This is a genomic window from Promicromonospora panici (genome assembly GCF_900608595.1).
Lineage (GTDB): Bacteria > Actinomycetota > Actinomycetes > Actinomycetales > Cellulomonadaceae > Promicromonospora > Promicromonospora panici.
Map to the genome: position 1 here is coordinate 143,655 of NZ_UWYY01000006.1, position 20,441 is coordinate 164,095.

19 protein-coding genes are annotated in these 20,441 nt (G+C 71.6%); 10 read left to right on the top strand and 9 right to left on the bottom strand.

Annotated features, from left to right (window positions below; genetic code table 11):
* Nucleotides 1–85 precede the first annotated feature (85 nt).
* Together EW117_RS08535 and EW117_RS08540 are read right to left on the bottom strand one after the other, a co-directional pair.
* Nucleotides 86–1,132, bottom strand: coding sequence for a hemolysin family protein (locus tag EW117_RS08535; protein ID WP_129785662.1), 1,047 nt, complete (start codon nucleotides 1,130–1,132; stop codon nucleotides 86–88).
* Nucleotides 1,129–2,574: a hemolysin family protein gene (locus EW117_RS08540; RefSeq protein ID WP_129785664.1), complete on the bottom strand. Its 1,446-nt coding sequence runs from the start codon at nucleotides 2,572–2,574 to the stop codon at nucleotides 1,129–1,131. Before EW117_RS08540 ends, EW117_RS08535 begins: the two co-directional genes overlap by 4 nt.
* Nucleotides 2,575–2,883: 309 nt before the next feature.
* On the opposite strand from EW117_RS08540, the gene EW117_RS08545 reads away from it, so the two are divergent.
* The 3 genes from EW117_RS08545 (at nucleotide 2,884) to EW117_RS08555 (ending at nucleotide 8,992) form a co-directional block, all read left to right on the top strand.
* Complete coding sequence (locus EW117_RS08545) at nucleotides 2,884–3,567, top strand: response regulator transcription factor (RefSeq protein ID WP_129785895.1); 684 nt, start codon at nucleotides 2,884–2,886, stop codon at nucleotides 3,565–3,567.
* Between the two features lie 12 nt (nucleotides 3,568–3,579).
* On the top strand, nucleotides 3,580–4,746 hold the full coding sequence (locus EW117_RS08550; RefSeq protein WP_165362590.1) for a sensor histidine kinase: 1,167 nt from the start codon (nucleotides 3,580–3,582) through the stop codon (nucleotides 4,744–4,746).
* A 403-nt stretch (nucleotides 4,747–5,149) separates the two neighbouring features.
* A complete protein-coding gene (locus EW117_RS08555; protein ID WP_165362592.1) occupies nucleotides 5,150–8,992 on the top strand; it encodes a multifunctional oxoglutarate decarboxylase/oxoglutarate dehydrogenase thiamine pyrophosphate-binding subunit/dihydrolipoyllysine-residue succinyltransferase subunit in 3,843 nt (1,280 codons plus the stop codon).
* A 105-nt stretch (nucleotides 8,993–9,097) separates the two neighbouring features.
* Here EW117_RS08555 and EW117_RS08560 read toward each other — a convergent pair whose 3' ends face one another.
* The gene (locus tag EW117_RS08560; RefSeq protein ID WP_129785668.1) at nucleotides 9,098–10,093 is read right to left on the bottom strand and encodes an aldo/keto reductase; all 996 of its coding nucleotides are present in this window, start codon (nucleotides 10,091–10,093) and stop codon (nucleotides 9,098–9,100) included.
* A gap of 162 nt (nucleotides 10,094–10,255) precedes the next feature.
* On the opposite strand from EW117_RS08560, the gene EW117_RS08565 reads away from it, so the two are divergent.
* Complete coding sequence (locus EW117_RS08565; RefSeq protein WP_340641078.1) at nucleotides 10,256–11,194, top strand: aldose 1-epimerase family protein; 939 nt, start codon at nucleotides 10,256–10,258, stop codon at nucleotides 11,192–11,194.
* Between the two features lie 138 nt (nucleotides 11,195–11,332).
* Nucleotides 11,333–11,926, top strand: coding sequence for a GDSL-type esterase/lipase family protein (locus tag EW117_RS08570; RefSeq protein ID WP_129785901.1), 594 nt, complete (start codon nucleotides 11,333–11,335; stop codon nucleotides 11,924–11,926).
* 140 nt (nucleotides 11,927–12,066) lie between these two features.
* On the opposite strand, the gene EW117_RS08575 is transcribed toward EW117_RS08570, so the two are convergent.
* The 3 genes from EW117_RS08575 to EW117_RS08585 form a co-directional block, all read right to left on the bottom strand.
* Complete coding sequence (locus EW117_RS08575) at nucleotides 12,067–12,864, bottom strand: DUF4097 family beta strand repeat-containing protein (protein WP_129785670.1); 798 nt, start codon at nucleotides 12,862–12,864, stop codon at nucleotides 12,067–12,069.
* Nucleotides 12,865–12,955: 91 nt separating this feature from the next.
* Complete coding sequence (locus EW117_RS08580; RefSeq protein WP_129785672.1) at nucleotides 12,956–13,654, bottom strand: PadR family transcriptional regulator; 699 nt, start codon at nucleotides 13,652–13,654, stop codon at nucleotides 12,956–12,958.
* Nucleotides 13,654–14,511 (bottom strand): DUF4097 family beta strand repeat-containing protein, encoded by an 858-nt coding sequence (locus EW117_RS08585; protein WP_165362596.1) that lies wholly within the window; start codon nucleotides 14,509–14,511, stop codon nucleotides 13,654–13,656. The genes EW117_RS08580 and EW117_RS08585 overlap by 1 nt, the downstream gene beginning before the upstream one ends.
* 187 nt (nucleotides 14,512–14,698) lie before the next feature.
* Here EW117_RS08585 and EW117_RS30770 point away from each other — a divergent pair, with 187 nt between their 5' ends.
* Entirely contained in the window at nucleotides 14,699–14,773 is a 75-nt protein-coding gene (locus tag EW117_RS30770) for a 50S ribosomal protein bL37 (RefSeq protein WP_156968370.1), read from the top strand.
* Between the two features lie 106 nt (nucleotides 14,774–14,879).
* Here EW117_RS30770 and rsrA read toward each other — a convergent pair whose 3' ends face one another.
* Together rsrA and EW117_RS08595 are read right to left on the bottom strand one after the other, a co-directional pair.
* Nucleotides 14,880–15,155: a mycothiol system anti-sigma-R factor gene (gene rsrA / locus EW117_RS08590; protein ID WP_129785676.1), complete on the bottom strand. Its 276-nt coding sequence runs from the start codon at nucleotides 15,153–15,155 to the stop codon at nucleotides 14,880–14,882.
* Entirely contained in the window at nucleotides 15,152–15,916 is a 765-nt protein-coding gene (locus EW117_RS08595) for a sigma-70 family RNA polymerase sigma factor (RefSeq protein WP_422890532.1), read from the bottom strand. The genes rsrA and EW117_RS08595 overlap by 4 nt, the downstream gene beginning before the upstream one ends.
* Before the next feature lie 438 nt (nucleotides 15,917–16,354).
* Here EW117_RS08595 and EW117_RS08600 point away from each other — a divergent pair, with 438 nt between their 5' ends.
* The 4 genes from EW117_RS08600 to EW117_RS08615 all read left to right on the top strand — a co-directional run bounded on the left by EW117_RS08600 (nucleotide 16,355) and on the right by EW117_RS08615 (nucleotide 19,925).
* Entirely contained in the window at nucleotides 16,355–16,828 is a 474-nt protein-coding gene (locus tag EW117_RS08600) for a DoxX family membrane protein (protein WP_129785678.1), read from the top strand.
* 90 nt (nucleotides 16,829–16,918) lie between these two features.
* On the top strand, nucleotides 16,919–18,241 hold the full coding sequence (gene aroA / locus EW117_RS08605; RefSeq protein ID WP_129785680.1) for a 3-phosphoshikimate 1-carboxyvinyltransferase: 1,323 nt from the start codon (nucleotides 16,919–16,921) through the stop codon (nucleotides 18,239–18,241).
* A gap of 41 nt (nucleotides 18,242–18,282) precedes the next feature.
* Nucleotides 18,283–19,389, top strand: coding sequence for a ribosome small subunit-dependent GTPase A (gene rsgA / locus EW117_RS08610; protein ID WP_129785682.1), 1,107 nt, complete (start codon nucleotides 18,283–18,285; stop codon nucleotides 19,387–19,389).
* A 2-nt stretch (nucleotides 19,390–19,391) separates the two neighbouring features.
* A complete protein-coding gene (locus tag EW117_RS08615; RefSeq protein ID WP_129785684.1) occupies nucleotides 19,392–19,925 on the top strand; it encodes an endonuclease V in 534 nt (177 codons plus the stop codon).
* Nucleotides 19,926–19,997: 72 nt separating this feature from the next.
* Here the strand turns inward: EW117_RS08615 and EW117_RS08620 are convergent, their stop codons facing one another.
* Entirely contained in the window at nucleotides 19,998–20,426 is a 429-nt protein-coding gene (locus tag EW117_RS08620) for a VOC family protein (protein WP_207211807.1), read from the bottom strand.
* Nucleotides 20,427–20,441 lie beyond the last annotated feature (15 nt).

The window sequence follows — 20,441 nt, forward strand, 5'->3', positions numbered from 1 at the left end:
CTAACCGGGCTCGGCGCGCCTGCCAAGCCCGGCCTGTGGATCGCACGACCTGCGCATGGCCTGATCACTACCCGTTCATGCCCGATCAACGGCGCTGCATCGCGTCGCGCACCTCGCCGACGAGCTCCTCCAGGATGTCCTCGAGGAACACCACCCCGAGCACGTCGCCGTCGGCGCCCTCGACCCGCGCCAGGTGCGAGCCGGACCGCTGCATGACGCGCAAGGCGTCCTCGACCTCGTCGCCCGGGGCCACGGCCGCCAGCGCGCGCACGCGCCAGGCCGCCACCGGCTCGAACCGGGCCGGGCCCGTCGCGTAGAGCACGTCCTTGAGGTGCAGGTACCCCACGAGCTCGTCACCGTCCGGCCGCCGGGTCACCACGGGGAACCGGCTGAAGCCGTGCTTCGACACGAGCCGCTCGACGTCGTCGGGCGTGCTGTTCTCGTCGACGGCCACCAGGCCGTCGACCGGCACCATGACGTCGCCGGCCGTGCGGTTGGAGAACTCGATGGCGCCGGTCAGGAGACCCTGCTCGTCGCGCAGCACGCCCTCGGCCTGGGACCGCTCCACGATGGACTGCACCTCCTCGGCGGTGAACGCCGAGGCGACCTCGTCCTTGGGCTCGACGCCCGCGAGCCGCACCGCGTGGTTCGCGATCCAGTTCAGGCCCACGATGACGGGACGCAGCACCCGGCCGAGGAACACCAGCGGCGGCCCGAACCACATGACCGCCCGGTCCGGGCCGGACACCGCGAGGTTCTTCGGCACCATCTCGCCGAGCACCACATGCAGGTACACGACGAGCGACAGCGCGACGACGAGCGCGATCGGGTGCGTGAGGTCCTCGCTCACGCCCAGGCTGTGCAGCGGCCCCTCCAGGAGGTGCGCCAGTGCGGGCTCCGCCACGATGCCCAGGCCGGTGGAGCAGACGGTCACACCGAGCTGCGCGCACGCCAGCATGAGCGACACGTGCTCCATCGCCCACAGGACGGTGACGGCGCGCCGGTCCCCCGCCTCGGCGAGCGGCTCGATGGCGCTGCGGCGCGCCGAGATGACCGCGAACTCCGCGCCGACGAAGAACGCGTTGCCGGCGAGCAGCACGAGGCCGATGACGAGTGCGGTGGTCGTGCTCATCGGCTCGCGCCCTTCTCCCTGGGGACCTGCTCCGACGCGTCGGGGCGGACCCGCACCCGGATCCGTTCGACGCGCCGCCCGTCCATGGCCTCCACGCGCAGCGACACGCGGCCGCCCGTGCGGCCCACGGTGACCTCGTCGCCGACGGCGGGCAGGCGGCCCAGCTCGGCCATCACGAGGCCACCGAGCGTCTCGTACGCGGCGCCCTCCGGGACCTCGATCCCGGTGTACTCGTCGAGCTCGTCCGGGCGCAGCATGCCCGGCACGATCCAGGACCCGTCCGCGGCACGGGCAGCGCCCGCGCGCCGGGGGTCGTGCTCGTCCGCGACGTCACCCACGAGCTCCTCGACGACGTCCTCCAGCGTCACGACGCCGGACGTGCCGCCGTACTCGTCGACGACCACCGCCATCTGCAGCCCGAACCCGCGCAGCTCCACGAGCAGCGGGCCGAGGCGCACCGTCTCGGGGACGCGCGGCGCGTCCACCATCAGGGCGGCGGCCGGCACCTCGCCGCGGCGGTCGTGCGGCACGCCCACGGCGCGCCGCAGGTGCACCAGGCCGACGACGTCGTCCCGGTCCTCCCCGATCACGGGGAACCGCGAGTGGCCGGTGCGCCGGGCGAGCGCGACGACGTCGGCAGCCGTCGCGTCCCGGTCCACGACGGACATGCGCAGCCGGTCGGTCATGACGTCGCGCGCGCTGAGCGTGTCCAGCTCGATCGAGTTGGTCAGCAGCGTCGCCACCGACTCCTCGAGCGTGCCCTCCTCGACGGAGCGGCGGACCAGCGAGGCCAGCTCGGTCGCGGAACGCGCCCCCGACAGCTCCTCGCGGGGTTCCACGCCCATACGGCGCAGCAGCGCGTTGGCCGAGCCGTTGAGCACGGCGATCACCGGCTTGAACGCGATGGTGAACACCCGCTGCATCGGCACGACGAGGCGGGCCGTGGCCAGGGGCGCCGAAAGCGCAAAGTTCTTGGGGATCAGCTCGCCGCACACCATGGAGAACACGTTCACCAGCACGACGGCCAGGAAGCCGGCGAGCCCCGCGGAGACAGCGGTCGGGACGGACGCCACGCCGAACGCGGCCGAGAGCAGGGAGTTCAGCGCCGGCTGGGCCGTGTAGCCGAGCAGGATCGTCGTCAGCGTGATGCCGACCTGGGCGGAGCTCAGCTCCGTCGAGAGGTGCCGCAGTGCGGTGCGCACGCTGCGGTCCCGCAGGCCCTGGCCCAGAGACGGCCGAGCGGCGTACGCGGTCCGGGAGCCGGACGCGGCGGACGGCGAGGAATCAGACCCGGCCCGGCCCGGTCTGTCTCCCTCCGAGTCGTCGGAGTCGCCGATCACGGCGGGGTCGATGGTGACGAGGGAGAACTCCCCGGCCACGAATACAGCAGTACCTGCTGTGAGGAGGACACCGACGGCGACCATGATCCAGTCGCCGGTCATCTCGCGCTCCGGAGGGCGTTCGGGGGGTCCGGATTCTTCCAGGGTCTTCGGTCGGGATATCGCTCGGTCATCGTGCACCCGATCGTAGCCGGAACACCGTGCCGACGGCTGCAGGAGCAGGGCTCATGGACCGGGCGGAGCGGGGCATCGAGGCGCTCCCGGTGCGACTCTCAGGGTGCCATCAGTGTCTTATCAGGCAGGTACGGGCATGATTGACCTATGTCATCTGGTATTCCCCAGCCGTCTGGGGCCCCGCAGCAGCCCGGCACGGCATCGTCCGCGGCCTCGACAGGTCAGCAGAGCGCGACGGTGCTCGTGGTGGAGGACGAGCCGACGATCGCCACGGCGATCGCCCAGCGGTTGTCGGCGGAAGGCTGGCGCGTCGAGGTGGCCCGCGACGGGCTGTCCGGCGTCGACGCCGCCTCGCGCCTCCGCCCCGACGTCGTCCTCCTCGACGTGATGCTGCCCGGCATCGACGGGCTCGAGGTCACGCGGCGCATCCAGGCCGAGCACCCCACCCCGATCCTCATGCTCACCGCGCGCGACGACGAGACCGACATGCTGGTCGGCCTGGGCGTCGGCGCGGACGACTACATGACCAAGCCGTTCTCCATGCGCGAGCTGGTGGCCCGCATCAAGGCGCTGCTGCGCCGGGTGGACCGCGCCGCGCAGGCCGCCGCCACCACACCGGCGGACCCGCCCATGACGATGGGCGACGTGACGGTGGATCGTGCCCAGCGCCGCGTCTACCGCGGGGGCGACGAGGTTCACCTGACTCCCACGGAGTTCGAGCTGCTCGTCATGCTCGCCGGCTCTCCCAAGACCGTGCTCACCCGCGAGCGCCTGCTCGCCGAGGTGTGGGACTGGGCGGACGCCAGCGGCACCCGCACCGTGGACTCCCACATCAAGGCGCTGCGCCGCAAGCTCGGGCCGGACCTGATCCGCACGGTGCACGGTGTCGGGTACGCGTTCGAGCCGCCCGCCAACCAGTAACCGGTGATCCGGATGAGACCGCACGTGCCCCGCGTCCCCGACGTGCGGCCGCTCGACCCGCTGCGCTCGCTCAAGATCAAGCTCGGCGTGCTCGTGGCGGTGACGGTCACCGCGGCGGTGCTGATCACGTGGCTCGGTCTGCAGGCGTCCCTGGGGCCGAGCCGCACCTTCCCCCTGGCGATCATCCTGTCGCTGCTGGTCACGCAGGTCCTGGCCCGCGGCATGACGTCGCCGCTGCGGGAGATCACCGAGGCCGTCGAGGCCATGGCGGACGGCGACTACACCCGCCGGGTGCGCGCGACGAGCAGCGACGAGGTGGGGCAGCTCGCGCATGCGTTCAACCGGATGGCCGAGGACCTGGCCTCCGTGGAGCAGACCCGCCGCGACCTGATCGCGAACGTGTCGCACGAGCTGCGCACGCCGGTCGCCGCGCTGCAGGCCCAGCTGGAGAACATGGTCGACGGCGTCGTGCCGCCCACGCCGGCCGCGCTGGAGCAGGCACACGCGCAGACGGAGCGGCTGACCCGGCTCGTCACCTACCTGCTGGACCTGTCCCGCATCGAGGCGGGCGCCTCGGCCCTGAACGTCGGCAAGATCGCCGTGGGCGACTTCCTGGAGGACTGCGCCGAGGACCTCTCGATGGTCGACGCCGCGAAGGACCTGCACTACGTCGTCGACGTCACGCCGGAGGACCTGGTCATCGAGGGCGACGCCGAACGTCTGCACCAGGTGGTCATCAACCTGCTGCAGAACGCGATCCGGCACTCGCCGCAGGGCGGTGTGGTCCGGCTGGATGCCTACCCCGTGGACGGCAGCGAGGGGGCCGACGTCGTGGTCGAGGTCAGTGACGAGGGGCCGGGGATCGCCGCCGCCGACCGAGAGCGGATCTTCCAGCGGTTCGTCCGGGGCACCGGGTCGAGCGCCGACGGCCGGGGGCGGAACGGGCCCTCGAGCGAGACCTTCACCGACACCGCGGGTAGCACGGTGGGCAGCACGGCCGGCGGCACCGTCGGTTCGAGCGGCGGGACCGGGATCGGCCTGGCCATCGTCCGGTGGGCGGTCGAGCTGCACGGCGGCCACGTCCAGGTGGTCGACTCCGAGCGGGGGGCGACGATGCGCGTCACGCTCCCCGCGCGGGCGCACCCGGCACCGGGCGTCACGACCACGCACACGGCGTGAGGCAGGACGGCGGTCCGGGTCCCCGGGCCGCCGTCGGGCCGCCGACCTGCGGGTACGTGTCTGCGCGAAACGGAGAAGCCTAGAACCGTCGGCGGTCGGAGCGTGAGACGGGGTTCCGTGATTTCTGTCACACACGCAAAGGAACTTCGGCCCGCAACAAAACCCCGTAACGTCGCGTTGGCGACTTCGAGGGCCAATGTTGCCCGCGTTTTGCTCTGGGTGCGAGAACCATGACGAACCAACTTCTTTGGCGCCGCAGGACACCTCGACGCCCGCGTGAGCACCCCCACCAGCGGGTGGAAAGGGCATACCCTTGGAGGGTCCGAAAACATTCGGGCTGTGCGCGCTGCGACAAGGGCGGCGCGCGAAGAACGCAACTGTGGTGAAGGTGGGCGATCCGCGCGTGTCAGCTAATGCTGGTTCAGAGTCGATCAGCGTGGCGAGCTCGTCATTCGGAGCCAACGAATGGCTTGTGGACGAGCTCTACCAGCAGTATCTGAAGGACAAGAACGCGGTGGACCCCGCGTGGTGGGACTTCTTCGCCGACTACACCCCGAGCGAGAACGGTTCCACCAAGGACGGCGCTGCCTCGGCCGCCCCGACTCCGGCTGCGGCGCCCGCTCCGGGGGCACCTGCTCCCGCGGCATCAGCCCCCGCGGCACAGGCGAGCGCTGCCCCGGCTGAGACGGCGGCCGCCCCGGCCGCCCCTCCTGCCCAGCAGGCGGCCACCCCGGTGACGGGCGGCACCGCAGCCTCGGAGGCCGGGCAGCCGGTGCGCGAGAAGGTCCTGCCGGCCGACCCGAAGGTCAACCCGGCCAACCCGATCGCCACCCCGCCCACCACGCACTACGCGGACACGTTCGAGCGCCCCGTCGCGCACCCTGACGCCGTCGACGACGTGCAGAAGCTGCGCGGCCCCGCTGCGCGCGTGGTCACGAACATGGAGGCCTCGCTCGAGGTCCCCACCGCCACCTCGGTGCGCGCCGTGCCCGCCAAGCTGATGGTCGACAACCGCATCGTCATCAACAACCACCTCAAGCGCGGCCGCGGCGGCAAGATCTCGTTCACGCACCTCATCGGCTTCGCGCTGGTCGAGTCGCTGGCCGACATGCCCGTCATGAACGCGCACTACGAGCAGGTGGACGGCAAGCCGGGCGTGAACCAGCCCGCGCACGTCGGGTTCGGCCTCGCGATCGACCTGGCCAAGCCGGACGGCTCGCGTCAGCTCCTGGTGCCGAGCATCAAGAAGGCCGAGGAGCTCGACTTCGCCGAGTACTGGGCCGCCTACGAGGAGCTGGTCCGCAAGGCGCGCGGCGGCAAGCTCGCCGTGCCCGACTTCCAGGGCACCACGATCTCGCTGACCAACCCCGGCGGCATCGGCACCGTGCACTCGGTGCCGCGCCTCATGCAGGGCCAGGGCACCATCGTCGGCGTCGGCGCCATGGACTACCCGGCGGAGTTCGCCGGCGCGTCCGAGGAGCAGCTCGCCCGGATGGGCGTCTCGAAGGTCATGACGCTCACGTCGACGTACGACCACCGGATCATCCAGGGCGCCCAGTCCGGCGAGTTCCTCAAGATCATCTCGGAGAAGCTGCTCGGCCTGGACGGCTTCTACGACCGCGTCTTCGCGGCGCTGCGCATCCCGTACGAGCCCGTCCGCTGGGTTCGCGACAACACGGTCGACGCGGACGTCGAGGCCGCCAAGCCGGCCAAGATCGCCGAGGTCATCCAGTCGTACCGCTCGCGTGGCCACCTCATGGCGGACACCGACCCGCTCGCCTACCGCCAGCGCAAGCACCCCGACCTGGACATCCAGAACCACGGCCTGACGCTGTGGGACCTGGACCGCACGTTCCCGACGGCGGGCTTCGGCCCCAAGCCCAAGGCGACGCTGCGCGACGTCCTCGGCCTGCTGCGCGACTCGTACTGCCGCACCATCGGCATCGAGTACATGCACATCGCCGACCCGGCACAGCGCAAGTGGCTCCAGGAGCGCCTGGAGGCGGGCTACGCCAAGACGCCGCGCGAGGACCAGCTGCGCATCCTGCGCCGCCTGAACTCCGCCGAGGCGTTCGAGACGTTCCTGCAGACCAAGTTCGTCGGGCAGAAGCGCTTCTCGCTGGAGGGCGGCGAGTCCCTGATCCCGCTGCTCGACGCGATCCTGTCGCGGGCCGCCGAGGGCGGGCTCGACGAGGTCGGTATCGGCATGGCCCACCGTGGCCGCCTGAACGTGCTGGCGAACATCGCGGGCAAGAGCTACGGCCAGATCTTCAAGGAGTTCGAGGGCCAGCTCGACCCGAAGAGCGTCCAGGGCTCGGGTGACGTGAAGTACCACCTCGGCACCGAGGGCACCTTCACGTCGGAGTCCGGCGCCACGACGCGCGTCTACCTCGCGGCCAACCCGTCACACCTGGAGGCGGTCGACCCGGTGCTCGAGGGCATCGTCCGCGCCAAGCAGGACCGCATCGACCTCGGCGGCGACGGCTTCTCCGTCCTGCCGATCCTCGTGCACGGCGACGCGGCCTTCGCCGGCCAGGGCGTGGTCCCCGAGGTGCTGAACCTGTCGCAGCTGCGCGGGTACCGCACCGGCGGCACCATCCACGTGGTCGTGAACAACCAGGTGGGCTTCACCACCGGTCCGACGGCGTCGCGCTCGACCACCTACGCGACGGACGTCGCCAAGGGCTACCAGGTCCCGGTGTTCCACGTGAACGGCGACGACCCCGAGGCCGTGGTGCGCACCGCCGAGCTCGCCTTCGCGTTCCGCGAGCAGTTCGGCCAGGACGTCATCATCGACCTCATCTGCTACCGCCGCCGCGGGCACAACGAGGGCGACGACCCGTCGATGACGCAGCCGCTCATGTACAACCTCATCGAGACCAAGCGCTCGGTGCGCAAGCTGTACACCGAGAACCTGGTCGCCCGCGGTGACATCACCGTGGAGGAGGCCGAGGGCGTACTGCAGGACTACCAGTCGCAGCTCGAGCGGGTCTTCACCGAGACCAAGTCCGGCTTCACCCCGGCGCCGCAGACCGAGCAGATCGCCGGCCTGGAGCGCCCCGAGTCCCAGCGTGAGGACGCCGGGACGATGGTGGGCTGGCAGACCGCGATCTCGCCGGAGATGCTGCAGCGCGTCGGCGACGTGCACACCACGCCGCCGGAGGGCTTCACGATCCACCCGAAGCTCGCCCAGATGCTGGAGAAGCGCCAGCTCATGGCGAAGGAAGGCGGCATCGACTGGGGCTTCGGTGAGCTGGTGGCCTTCGGCTCCCTCCTCGCGGAGGGCACTCCGGTGCGCCTCGCCGGGCAGGACTCCCGCCGCGGCACCTTCGTGCAGCGGCACGCGGTCCTGCACGACCGGGAGACCGGTGCCGAGTGGACCCCGCTGCTGTACCTGTCGGGCGAGCAGGCCAAGTTCTGGGTCTACGACTCCTCGCTGTCGGAGTACGCGGCGCTCGGCTTCGAGTACGGCTACTCGGTTGAGCGTCCGGACGCCCTGGTGCTCTGGGAGGCCCAGTTCGGCGACTTCGTCAACGGCGCCCAGACGGTGATCGACGAGTTCATCTCGTCCGCCGAGCAGAAGTGGGGCCAGTCGTCGTCGGTGGTCATGCTGCTGCCGCACGGCTACGAGGGCCAGGGGCCGGACCACTCGTCCGCCCGCATCGAGCGGTTCCTGCAGCTGTGCGCCGAGAACAACATCACGGTCGCGCAGCCGTCCACGCCGGCGTCGTACTTCCACCTGCTGCGCCGTCAGGCATACGCCCGTCCGCGCCGTCCGCTGGTGGTGTTCACGCCGAAGCAGCTGCTGCGGCTCAAAGCGGCGGCGTCCTCGGTCGAGGACTTCACCTCGGACACGTTCCGGGAGGTCCTCCCGGACCCGGCGGTGGACCCCGCGAAGGTGAACCGCGTGCTGCTGTGCACGGGCCGGGTGTACTACGACCTCCTCGCCGAGCGCACCAAGCGCGGCGACGACGGCGTGGCCATCGTCCGGCTGGAGCAGCTGTACCCGTTCCCGGAGGCTCAGATCCGCGCGGAGATCGCCAAGTACGGCGACGCCGAAGTGGTCTGGGTGCAGGACGAGCCGCAGAACCAGGGCGCGTGGGGCTTCATCCACCTGGCGCTGCCGCTGGACGTGCCGTACGTCAAGGTCGTCTCCCGCCCGGCGTCGGCGTCGACCGCCGCGGGCACGGCGAAGCTGCACCAGGCCCAGCAGAAGACGCTCCTGGAGCAGGCCTTCACCCGCTGAGCTCGCCGAGGTAGGACTGTGGCGAGGTAGAACTGGGGCCGGAGCGCTGATCAGCGCTCCGGCCCCAGTTCTACCTCGCCACAGTCCTACCTCGGCAGGGTGAGCTCACCACTTGTCGTGGACGTGGTCCTTGATCAGTTCCTCGTAGATGTCGCGGACGCCGGACATGAAGAGCGGGCCCAGTGTCGCAGCGGAGCCCGCCGCCGCGTTGGCACGGGCCTGCTCCACGTTGCGCGCCCCCGGGATCACCGAGGAGACGCCCGGCCGCTGCCATGCCCAGGCGATCGCGGCCTGGGCGGGCGTCAGGGCATCGCCGACGCGGTCCCTGGCCAGCTCGCTGAACCGGGCCGCGGCGTCGAGGCCCACCTCGTAGGGCACGCCGGAGAACGTCTCGCCGACGTCGAACGACGCGCCGTCCCGGTTGAACGTGCGGTGGTCGTTCTCGGCGAACACGGTGTCCTTGGTGTACCGGCCCGACAGCAGGCCGGACGCGAGCGGGACACGCGCGATGATGCCGACGCCCGCCGCCGAGGCCGCGGGCAGCACCTCCTCGAGCGGCTTGAGCCGGAACGCGTTGAGGATGATCTGCACGGTCGCGACGTTGGGCCGTGCGATGGCTTCCAGAGCCTCCGAGGTCTTCTCGACGCTCACGCCGTAGTTGGCGATGACGCCGTCGGACACGAGCTGGTCGAGCGCGTCGTAGACGGCGTCGGACGAGTAGACGGGCGTGGGCGGGCAGTGCAGCTGCACCAGGTCCAGCCGGTCGACGCCGAGGTTCTGCCGGGACCGGTCGGTCCACTCCCGGAAGTGCTGCAGCACATAGTTCTCCGGCACCTGGTCCATACGCCGGCCCATCTTCGTGGCGACGGTGATCCCGGCGTCGGGGTGGTCCTTGAGGAAGGAACCGATCGCCTGCTCGCTGCGGCCGTCCCCGTAGACGTCCGCGGTGTCGAAGAAGGTCACCCCGGCCTCGAGCGAGGCCTCGAGCACGGCGCGGGCGTCGCCCTCGCTCACCTCTCCCCAGTCAGCACCGAGCTGCCAGGTGCCCAGGCCCACGGCCGATACGAGCCGACCGGTCCGTCCGAGTACCTGCTGTTCCATCGTTCCTCCTACTGCTGGGCAGGCCGACAAGACCTGCGCGGACCCGTCATCAGGTCCTGTTCGTAGCGGGGCCGGGTCTTGGATGACGCAACCCAACCCCCTAGTCTGCTGTCTCACGCTACGTGGCGCAGGCATAATCTGCCCTACGGTTACGGTGTGAGTGTGACGACAGAAATTCCTCCCGTTGGCGCGGCCAGGCCCCATCCTTCCGGGGACCAGTTCCGGATCAGCCATGAAGGCCACCGCGCAACGGTCACCCAGGTGGGTGCGGCGCTGCGACAGTACTCGGTCGACGGACGTGACGTGGTGGTCCCGTTCGATGTCGACGAGGTCAGCCCCGTGTTCAACTGCGCGGTCCTCATCCCCTGGCCCAACCGGCTGCGCGACGGCTCGTACGAGTACGACGGCGTGACCTATCAGCTCCCCGTGAGCGAGCCCGCGCGCAACACCGCGCTGCACGGTCTCGCGGCGTGGGAGCGCTGGTCCGTGATCGAGCACACGGGCTCCGCCGTGACGCTCCAGCTGGAGCTCGTCGCCCGGCCGGGCTACCCGTTCCAGCTGGTCGCGCAGATCCGCTACGCGCTCTCCGACGCCGGCCTCGAGGTCACCCTCGACGTCACCAACGTGGGCGCGAGCACCGCGCCGTACGGCTGCGGGTTCCACCCGTGGCTGTCCACGGGCGGCGCCGACCTGGACGAATGCACGGTGCGGCTGGACGCCAGGACCCGGGTCACCACCGACGAGCGGCTGCTCCCGACCGGCACCGAGCCGGCGTCGGGCACCTACGACCTGCGCGAGCCGCGCAGCGCGGCCGGGCTGGACCTCGACGACGCGTACGTCGACGTGATCCGGGACAGCAACGGCCTGTCCTGGGCCCACCTCTCCGCCCCCGACGGCCGCACATCGGCCGTCTGGATGGACGAGTCGCAGGACGTCTGGCAGGTCTGCTCGGGCGACCACATCGACCCCGCCCGACGCCGGATGGGCCTCGCCGCCGAGCCGATGACCTGCGTCGCCGACGCGTTCCGTACCGGCGAGCGGCTGGTGCACCTCGCCCCGGGCGAGCGGCACGGCGTCCGCTGGGGGATGACGCTGCTCTGACGGTCTCCAGTTCTGACGCGGCCGCTCGGCGTCGGCGCGTTGTCACCGATCGGCTGCGGTCCGTGCACCACAATGGGGAACCGGCCGTCCGCCAGGCTGCCGGGAACAGGCAAGGAGAGTCCGTTGCAGGATCGCGAGGTGCGCATCTGCGTCGTCGGTGACGAGCTGGCCACGGGTGTCGGAGACGCTCGTGCGCTCGGCTGGACCGGTCGCGTCGTCGCGCGCACCCATTTCTCCCGGCCCGCCATGCTCTTCACCCTCGCCGTCCCGGGCGAGACCAGCACGCAGCTCGGCGCCCGCTGGGAGGCGGAGACGTCGGCGCGGTTCGGCCCGGACTCGGAGGTCGAGAACCGTCTGGTGGTGGCCCTGGGGCGGCACGACGTCGCCTCCGGGCTCACCGTCGCGCGCTCGCGGCTGAACCTGGCGAACATCCTGGACGTCGCGGACGCGAACCGGACGGCGGCGTTCGTCGTCGGGCCGCCTCCGGGATCGCCCGCGGAGGGCAGCCGGATCGCCGAGCTCTCCGACGCGTTCGCCGACGTCGCCAGCCGGCGCCGGGTGCCGTACGTCGACACGTACACGCCGCTGGCGCAGCACGAGCAGTGGCTCGCCGACCTCGCGCAAGGCGGCGGCACGTACCCGGGCCAGGCGGGCTACGGCCTCATGGCGTGGCTCGTGCTGCACACGGGCTGGCACGCCTGGCTGGGCCTCCCCCAGGACGAGGTCGCCTGACCCACCCCGCCGAGGTAGAAGTGCAGCGAGGTAGAACCCTGGCGAGGTAGAAGTGCAGCGAGGTAGGACCGCAGCGCGAGCTGCAGTCCTACCTCGCTCTGGTTCTACCTCGCCGCAGTTCTACCTCGGCGAGGTCAGGGTCAGCCGCGGGTGATCGTGGCCGTTCCCGAGACCGTGTTGGTCGAGATGTACGCGGCAGCCCCGGGCTCCGCGTGGTCGACGACGACGGTGCGCTGCGCGCTGGACGTCGCCTGCACGCCGTCGATCACCACCTTGCCGGTCACACTGCGCGCACGGAGGTTGACCGGCGACCCGGCGTCGAGCTGGACCGCCGCCGAGCCGGAGACCGTCTTGGCGTTGACCAGCGGCGTCGTGCCGATGGCGGTGACGTCGACGGCTCCGGACACGGTCTGGACGGAGACCCGGCCCAGCGCGCCCACGACCGAGACCGCGCCCGACACGGTACTGACCGACACGTCTCCGGCGTGCTCGGCGACGGTGACGGCGCCCGTGCCGGACTTCGTGGTGACGGATCCGGTGGTGCCGGTGACGGTGATGGCGCCGCCGGCGGTCTTGACGTTGACGCCGGCCCCCGACCCGGTCACCACCACCTCGGCGCCTACCGTCGCGACGTCGACCACGGACGTGGCCGGCACGGTGATCCGCACGACGGCGCTGTCCTGGTCCTTGAGGCCGCGGAAGCGGTCCACGAAGCCCTCGAGGCCGGGGAAGTCATAGGCCACCCGGAGGTTGCCATGCTCGGCGAGGACCTGCAGGGGTCGCGTCGAGACCTCCAGCACCTCGACGGCGGCGCCGGACGTGCGGTTGGGGTCGGCCACTATCTCCGCGCGGCCGTTCGTCAGTCGGACCGTCAGGGTCGAGGCGCCGCCGACCTCGATCGTCTGCGGTGCTGCCACGCTCCAGGACTCGGTGGTCATCGCTGTGCTCCGTTCATTGGGGAGGTACCGGGGTGCTTCATGGGTGCGGTTCTGGGATGCGGTTCTCGGATGCGTCCACAGGGAGTGGGCATCACTGGGGTTTGGTGCGGTCTGTGGGGTGTGGCGGGGAGGCCGAGCTGTTCGGCAGCGTGCCGCGGATCGCGGCACGCGCCGAGTCGAGGACGGTGCGCAGCGTCTCCACGGTCAGCGCGGACACCGTACCGGCGACGTCGGCCTCGCGCAGGTCGGCCAGGACGTCGTTGCGGAAGCGTTGGAGCACCGCCTCGGCGTCGTGCCGCAGCGAGTTGGACTGCGTGCGGCGGGCATCCGGTGCGGTGTCCGGTCCCGGCCGCGGCCGGGACCGGGCCTCCTGCGCTGCCGCCGCGAGCTCGGCCCGCAGGCCGCGCATCGTGTCGCGGATGTCCGCCCGGACGCCGTCCGCGAGGCTGCGCACCGTCTCGGCGACGCTGCGTTCCAGGCGCCGGACGTCGTCGAGGCGGGCGTCGATCTCCGCCCGGCCCGCCGGGGTGAGCTCATACGAGGCCTTGCGGCCGGCCCCCGGGGAGCCCGCCGCGCCGGGAGACTCCGGGGCGCCGGGTACGGATCGGCGGACCAGCCCCTCCTCCTCGAGCCGGGCCAGGCGCGGGTAGATGGTGCCGGCGCTGGGGCGGTACGTGCCCCCGAAGCGCCGGGTGAGCTCCGTGATGAGCTCGTACCCGTGCCGGGGCCCGTCCAGGAGCAGCACCAGCAGGTACAGGCGCAGCTCACCGTGGGCGAAGACAGGCGGCATCACAGCTCCACGGGCGCATGGCTCTCGGGTGCTGCGTCCGCCGGAGCGTCCTGGGGCCCGCCGATGACCGTGACGTCGCCGGAGACGCCGGTCACACGCAGGTGCATGGCGCCCGGCCGGGTGGAGCGTTCACCGCCCCCGGTCACCTTCGCGCCGCCGCCCCCGGTGAACTGCAGGCCACCCAGCGTCACGCGCCCGCTCACGCTCTGCACGGACACCTCGACGGCGCGCTCGTCCGGGATCCGCAGGAGCATGTTCCCGGACACCGTGTTGACCCGGACGGACCGCGGCTGGTTCGCCAGGTCGAGCGTCACGTCCCCCGAGACCGACGACGACGTGACGGTGTCGGCGGAACCGCTCACCACGACGTCGGCGGACACGGTGTTGCTCGTGATGTCGCCCACGTGGTCGCGCACCGTCACCTCGCCGGAGACGGTGTTCAGCTTGAGGTCGCCGGCGGTCCGGGAGACCAGCAGGGAGCCGGAGACGGTTGACGCCGACGCACCCGCCGTCGTCCCCGCGAGAAGGCCCTCGCCGCGCACCGTGCCGAGCCGGACGGTGGTCCCGGCGGGCACCGCGACATGGATGTCCGCGCGCGCCTTGCCGCCGAAGTCCGCGAACCGCTTCATGAACGAGCCCCAGCCCGACAGCGCGGTCTCGTGCCCGATGACGAGGTGACCACCCTCGAGGCGCACCTCGAGGGGCCGGCCCTCGACGGAGTGCACCTCCACCCGGGCGACGGGCTCGTCGTGGGCCACGATGTCGAGCCTGCCGTCGACGACGTGGGCATCGACGGTGCTGACGCCGTCGAGCTCGATGGTCTGCGGACCGGTGACGGTCCAGGTGTCCGCGCTCATGGGTTCCTCCGGTGCTCGTGACCTGCTCGGGTGGTGCCTCGGGCCGTTCGGGAGAACGCGATATATCGCGTCGAGGTGACTCACGATATATCGCGTCCTCGGGCCTGGCAACCCCTTCGATGCCTGACGACCCTCTGATCTGTGGGACCATTGACCCATTCAGTCCGTCACCTGTCAGGAGACACCCATGAGCAAGCGCGGTCGCAAGCGCCGTAGCCGCAAGGGCTCGGCCGCCAACCACGGCAAGCGCCCCAACGCCTGAGTCTGAATCTCAGCTCAGCAGGGCATACGAAAGGGCCGGAACCCCTGAGTTGTTACCAGGGGGTCCCGGCCCTTCGTCATGTCCGCTCGCGATCAGCCGAGCGCCGTCACTCGACGACTGACATCACCGTCAGCTGCTCGTGGATCCGCACCCGCAGCGTGTCGGGCGCGCGCTCACTGCACGACCGCTTCACGAGCTGCTTCACGAGGTCCTCGACGCTCAGCTCGGCCAGGCACGGCGAGCAGTGGGCGACGTGCGCGCGCATGCGCTGCTCGTCCTCCGGCGTCATCTCGGAGTCCAGGTACTCGTACAGGTGCGTGAGTGCGTGTTCACACTCGGACTCCCCCGCGGTGTCGTGCGGGATGGGTTTGACGTTGTTCACTGCGCACCTCCGGGCGCCTGGCTGACGAGTCCTCGCTGGGCGGCGTAGTCGGCGAGGAGCTCACGCAGCTGCCGGCGTCCGCGATGGAGCCGGGACATCACGGTCCCGATCGGAGTTCCCATGATCTCCGCGATCTCCTTGTAGGGGAAGCCCTCGACGTCGGCGTAGTAGACGACCATCCGACGGTCCTCCGGGAGCTCGGCGAGCGCCCGCTTCACATCGCTGTCCGGGAGCCGGTCCAGCGCCTCGGCCTCCGCCGACCGCAGTCCGCGCGACGTGTGCGACGCCGCTCGCGCGATCTGCCAGTCCTCGACGTCCTCCGCCTGGGACTGCTGCGGCTCGCGCTGCTTCTTGCGGTAGCTGTTGATGAACGTGTTCGTGAGGATGCGGTACAGCCAGGCCTTGAGGTTCGTGCCCGGGCGGTACTGGTGGAACGCCGCGAAGGCCTTGGCGAACGTCTCCTGCACCAGGTCCTCGGCGTCGGCGGGGTTGCGCGTCATGCGCAGGGCCGCGGAGTACATCTGGTCGAGGTACTGCAGCGCGTCGCGCTCGAAGCGCACGGCACGGGCCGCGGCGTCCTCCTCGACCGGGGAACGCTCGGTCCCCTCGTCGCTCTCGCTCTCGGTGGTGCTCTCGGCCGCGGTCGGTTCCGTGGTCCCGGCAACACCCTCGCTCGCGTTCGTGTCGGGGCGCGCCCCGGCATCCGCACCCACGACGTCGCCGCCGGTGCCCTGGTTCTGCTCGCGGGAAGTGTCAGTCATCGCACTTGAGCCTAGCCTCGTCGGCCAACCCGTGTTCGGCAGGGCCACAGTCAGAGCCTCCGCCGCGTGCTTCGCCGTGGACCGGGCCGAGTCCGTGCCGGTGTCGAGCAGGTGTGCGGGGACCGCTCCGAACATCAGGGGCACGCCCTGCGCGCCCGACGTCGCGCCCGCGGTCGCACCTGCCATCGCGTCCGTCCCCGCACCCGTGGCTGCGCTCGTCACCGTGCCGGTCGTCGTACTTGTCACCGTGTCGATCACCCTGTTCTTCACCGGTTCCTTCTCGAGGCATCGCTCCACGACCGCTTCAACCTTCTGCCGAGGCTTCGAATTCCCGGCGTGTCGGGGGCTGTCCCAAGCAATGCCGCCACCGCGCCGTCCCGCGTTCTTCCGCGGCATGATCCTGCTGCGTCGATCGTCCGGATCTGCCATGGTGGAGGCATGCTGCTTCGACACATCGCGCGACCCCTGCTGGCCTCATCGTTCATCTACGACGGCGTGCAGGCTGCCCGGAAGCCGAGCGAGCACGTGGCCGCAGCCAAGACCGGGTCCGCCCTGGCCACCCAGGCCCTGGGCGCGGAGCCGCTCAGCGAGAAGCAGGTCACCACGCTCGTCCGTGCGCACGGCATCGCGACCGCCACCGCGGGGACGCTGCTCGCGCTCGGCAAGGCGCCGCGCGCGTCCGCCCTCGCGCTGGCGCTGCTCACGCTGCCGCTCGCCGTGGTGAACCAGCCGTTCACGGCGCCCAAGGAGGAGCGCCCCGCGCGTACCGAGCGGTTCGTGCGCAACCTCGCCTCCGTGGGTGCGGCGCTCATCGCGGGCGCCGACCTCGAGGGCCGGCCCGGGCTGTCGTGGCGCGTCCAGCAGGCGCGCGCGGCCCGCGCGGAGGCGAAGGCCGCCGCCGCGGAGGCCTGACCCGACCTGTCGGACGCACAGGGCACCCGAGTGACCCGTATGTCTGACACGAAGCCGCTGTTCCGGAGCGGTCCGCGATAATCTCGGCACATGACTTCCTCCTCGACGACCGCGCCCGCACCTACCTGGGAGGCGCCCCTGGCCGGCGCTCCGCTGGACGCGACGGTCGAGGTACCCGGCAGCAAGTCCCTCACCAACCGGCTGCTGGTGCTCGCCGCGCTGGCGGACGGCCCAGGAACGCTGCGCGGTGCCCTGCGGAGCCGGGACGCCGACCTGATGATCCGCGCGCTGCGCGCGCTGGGCGCTCAGATCGACGAGGGCGATCACCCGAGCACGCTGCACGTCACACCAGGGCCGGTCACCGGCGACACCGAGGTACACACCGGCCTGGCCGGGACCGTCATGCGGTTCCTGCCCCCGGTCGCGGCCCTCGCCGACGGCCCGGTCCGGTTCGACGGCGACCCGGAGGCCCGCGTCCGCCCGATGCTCCCGGTCCTGGCAGCGCTGCGCACCCTCGGCGTCGCGGTGCACGACCCTTCTGTGGGCCCCGACACGCTGCCGACCCACCTCCCGTTCACCGTGGAGGGCCGCGGCGGCGTGCCGGGTGGCGCCGTCGACGTCGACGCCTCGGAGTCCTCCCAGTTCGTGTCCGGGCTGCTGCTCGCCGCGGCCCGGTTCGAGCGCGGCCTGACGCTGCGGCACATCGGCGCCACGCTGCCGAGCCTGCCGCACATCGAGATGACGGTCGCCACGCTGCGCGACGTCGGCGTCGCCGTCGACGACTCGCGCGACGGCATGTGGGACGTCTCCCCCGGGCCTATCGCGGCCCGGGACGTACGCGTCGAGCCGGACCTGTCCAACGCCGCGCCGTTCCTGGCCTCGGCCCTCGTGGCGGGCGGCACGGTGCGCGTCCCCGGCTGGCCGACGGCGACCACGCAGCCCGGCGCGATGGTCCCCGAGCTGCTGGAGCGCATGGGCGGCTCGTTCACCCTGACCGACGGCGTGCTGTCGGTGACGGGGACGGGCGAGGTGCACGGGATCGACGTCGACCTGCACGCCGGGGGCGAGCTCGCGCCGACGTTCGCCGCGCTCGCCGCCCTGGCGGACTCCCCGTCCCGGCTGCGCGGGATCGCGCACCTGCGCGGCCACGAGACCGACCGCCTGGCGGCGCTGGCCCGCGAGATCACGCGCCTCGGCGGGCAGGCCGAGGAGACCCGCGACGGCCTGGTCATCACGCCGCGTCCACTGCGCGGCGACGTCGTGCGCACGTACGCCGACCACCGCATGGCGACGTCGGCCGCGCTGCTCGGGCTGCGCGTCCCCGGTGTCCTGGTGGAGAACGTCGGTACCACGGCGAAAACCCTGCCGGACTTCACGGGCATGTGGCTGGGCATGCTCGGCTCGGACGCCTGATGGGCGCACGCTGATGGGATACCGCTGATGAGGCCCGCCTGATGGGCCGGCGCGACATCGACGAGTCGGACTTCCGGTCCCGCCCGTCGAAGCGCGGCTCACGCCCTCGGACCAAGCAGCGTCCCGAGCACTCCGACGCCGTGACCGGGCTGGTCACGGGAGTGGACCGCGGGCGCTACACCCTCTTGGTCAAGGGCGACGACGCCGACGCCGGATCGTCCGACGAGACGATCGTGACCGCGATGAAGGCCCGCGAGCTCACGCGTACGCGTGTGGTCGTGGGCGACCGGGTCGACGTCGTCGGTGATGTCTCCGGCGGGGAGGGATCGCTCGCGCGCATCGTGCGGATCCAGGAGCGCACCTCGACGCTGCGCCGCACCGCTGACGACACCGACCCGTACGAGCGGATAGTCGTCGCCAACGCGGACCAGCTCGTCATCGTCACGGCCCTGGCCCAGCCCGAACCCCGGACCGGCATGATCGACCGCTGCGTCGTCGCCGCCTACGACGCCGGGATGTCGGTGCTGCTCTGCCTCACCAAGGCCGACCTGGCCTCCCCCGACGAGCTGCGCGAGCTCTACGAGCCGCTCGGGGTCGAGGTGGTGGTGACGCGGCGAGCGCCGTCAGGTGATGAACCGGCCGAAGGCATGGTCCTGGCGGCCGAGTCCGTCGAGGAGGTGCGTGAACGACTGCGCGGCCTGGTGTCGGTGCTGGTCGGGCACTCGGGCGTCGGCAAGTCGACGCTGATCAACGCCCTGGTGCCGGACGCCGGGCGCGCCACCGGCGTCGTGAACGACGTGACGGGCCGGGGCCGGCACACCTCGACCTCCGCCGTGGCGCTCCCGCTGCCCGTTGCGGTCTCGGACGGCGAGCCCGCCGACACCTTCGACGGTTGGGTCATCGACACCCCGGGCGTGCGGTCGTTCGGCCTGGCGCACGTCGAGGTGGCGCACCTGTTGCGTGCGTTCGAGGACCTCGACCAGGTGGCGCAGGAGTGCCCCCGCGGCTGCACGCACCTCGCGGACGCGCCCGACTGCGCCCTCGACGACTGGATCGAGGCCTCCCCGGAGGACGAGCGGCCGTCCCGTGCGGCCCGGCTCAGCTCGTTCCGCCGCCTGCTCTCGTCGCGAACAGGCTCGGACGCCTGACCGTGACCGGCAGCGCCCGCTACGGCGCGGTGGACGTGCACTACCTGGACGACGGCGGGGCGCGAGCGGCGCTGGTCGTCGCCGAGAACATGGCGTTCACCACGCTCACCGAGGAGCGCACGACGCTCGTCGAGCAAGTCGCGGAGTATCGGCCGGGCAGGTTCTACGAGCGGGAGCTGCCCGCGCTGGAGCTGGTCCTGTCAGACGCCGCACCTTTGGACCTGCTGATCGTCGACGGGTACGTGGACCTCGACCCTGCGGGGCGCCCGGGCCTGGGCGCCCATGTGGCCGACGCCGGGCTCGCGCCCGTCGTGCTCGGAGTCGCCAAGACCCGGTTCCGTGCCGCGACGCACGCCGCCGAGGTGCTACGTGGGCAGTCCACCAGGCCCCTGTATGTCACGGCATCGGGCATAGCGCTCGACGCCGCGGCGAACCTGGTGCGCGCGATGGCCGGCGACGCGCGGCTGCCCGACGCACTGCGCCGCGTGGACCGGCTTGCCCGCGGGGCGACTCCGGACAGCTTCCCGCCGAGCTGAGGCGCACGCCGCCTGCCGCGCGCCACCGGGACACGGCGCCCGGCCGCACCCACCCGGTCCAGGGTGCAAGGTTCACGGTTGCAGGAACATCCAGCGGTGGCCCTCCACGTCCTCTGCGCGGTACAGGCGGCCGTACGGGGCATCTTCGATCTCGGAGAGCAGCCCCGCCCCGGCCGCCCGCGCCCGGGCGAAGTGGGCGTCGACGTCGGACACGTGGACCAGCACGCCGTCGATCACCCAGGGTGTCGAGAGCCACGCATCCGCCGCGGTGCAGTGCTTGCGGTGGGCCGTGGGCCCTTCGTAGGACGCGAGCTCCGAGAGCATCACGCGCCCACCACCGGCGTCGAGCTCGCCGTGGGAGAGATGACCGTCGTCGTCCAGCCAGCGTTCCGCCTCGGTGAAGCCGAACGCTTCGATGAGCCAGTCCATGGCTGTGACGCCGTCCTGGTAGGACAGCATGGGTATGACCGCGGGCAGCGGTGCGGCTTGGGGTTCGGGCATGACAGACCTCCTCGC

Bases quoted from the DNA above. Each gene is read 5' to 3' on its own strand.
- EW117_RS08560 (WP_129785668.1), bottom strand. From the start codon at position 10,093: ATGGAACAGCAGGTACTCGGACGGACCGGTCGGCTCGTATCGGCCGTG.
- EW117_RS08575 (WP_129785670.1), bottom strand. From the start codon at position 12,864: ATGACCACCGAGTCCTGGAGCGTGGCAGCACCGCAGACGATCGAGGTC.
- EW117_RS08600 (WP_129785678.1), top strand. From the start codon at position 16,355: ATGCTGCTTCGACACATCGCGCGACCCCTGCTGGCCTCATCGTTCATC.
- EW117_RS08535 (WP_129785662.1), bottom strand. From the start codon at position 1,132: ATGAGCACGACCACCGCACTCGTCATCGGCCTCGTGCTGCTCGCCGGC.
- EW117_RS08550 (WP_165362590.1), top strand. From the start codon at position 3,580: ATGAGACCGCACGTGCCCCGCGTCCCCGACGTGCGGCCGCTCGACCCG.
- EW117_RS08595 (WP_422890532.1), bottom strand. From the start codon at position 15,916: ATGACTGACACTTCCCGCGAGCAGAACCAGGGCACCGGCGGCGACGTC.
- EW117_RS08585 (WP_165362596.1), bottom strand. From the start codon at position 14,511: ATGAGCGCGGACACCTGGACCGTCACCGGTCCGCAGACCATCGAGCTC.
- EW117_RS08620 (WP_207211807.1), bottom strand. From the start codon at position 20,426: ATGCCCGAACCCCAAGCCGCACCGCTGCCCGCGGTCATACCCATGCTG.
- aroA (WP_129785680.1), top strand. From the start codon at position 16,919: ATGACTTCCTCCTCGACGACCGCGCCCGCACCTACCTGGGAGGCGCCC.
- EW117_RS08540 (WP_129785664.1), bottom strand. From the start codon at position 2,574: ATGACCGGCGACTGGATCATGGTCGCCGTCGGTGTCCTCCTCACAGCA.
- rsgA (WP_129785682.1), top strand. From the start codon at position 18,283: ATGGGCCGGCGCGACATCGACGAGTCGGACTTCCGGTCCCGCCCGTCG.
- EW117_RS08580 (WP_129785672.1), bottom strand. From the start codon at position 13,654: ATGCCGCCTGTCTTCGCCCACGGTGAGCTGCGCCTGTACCTGCTGGTG.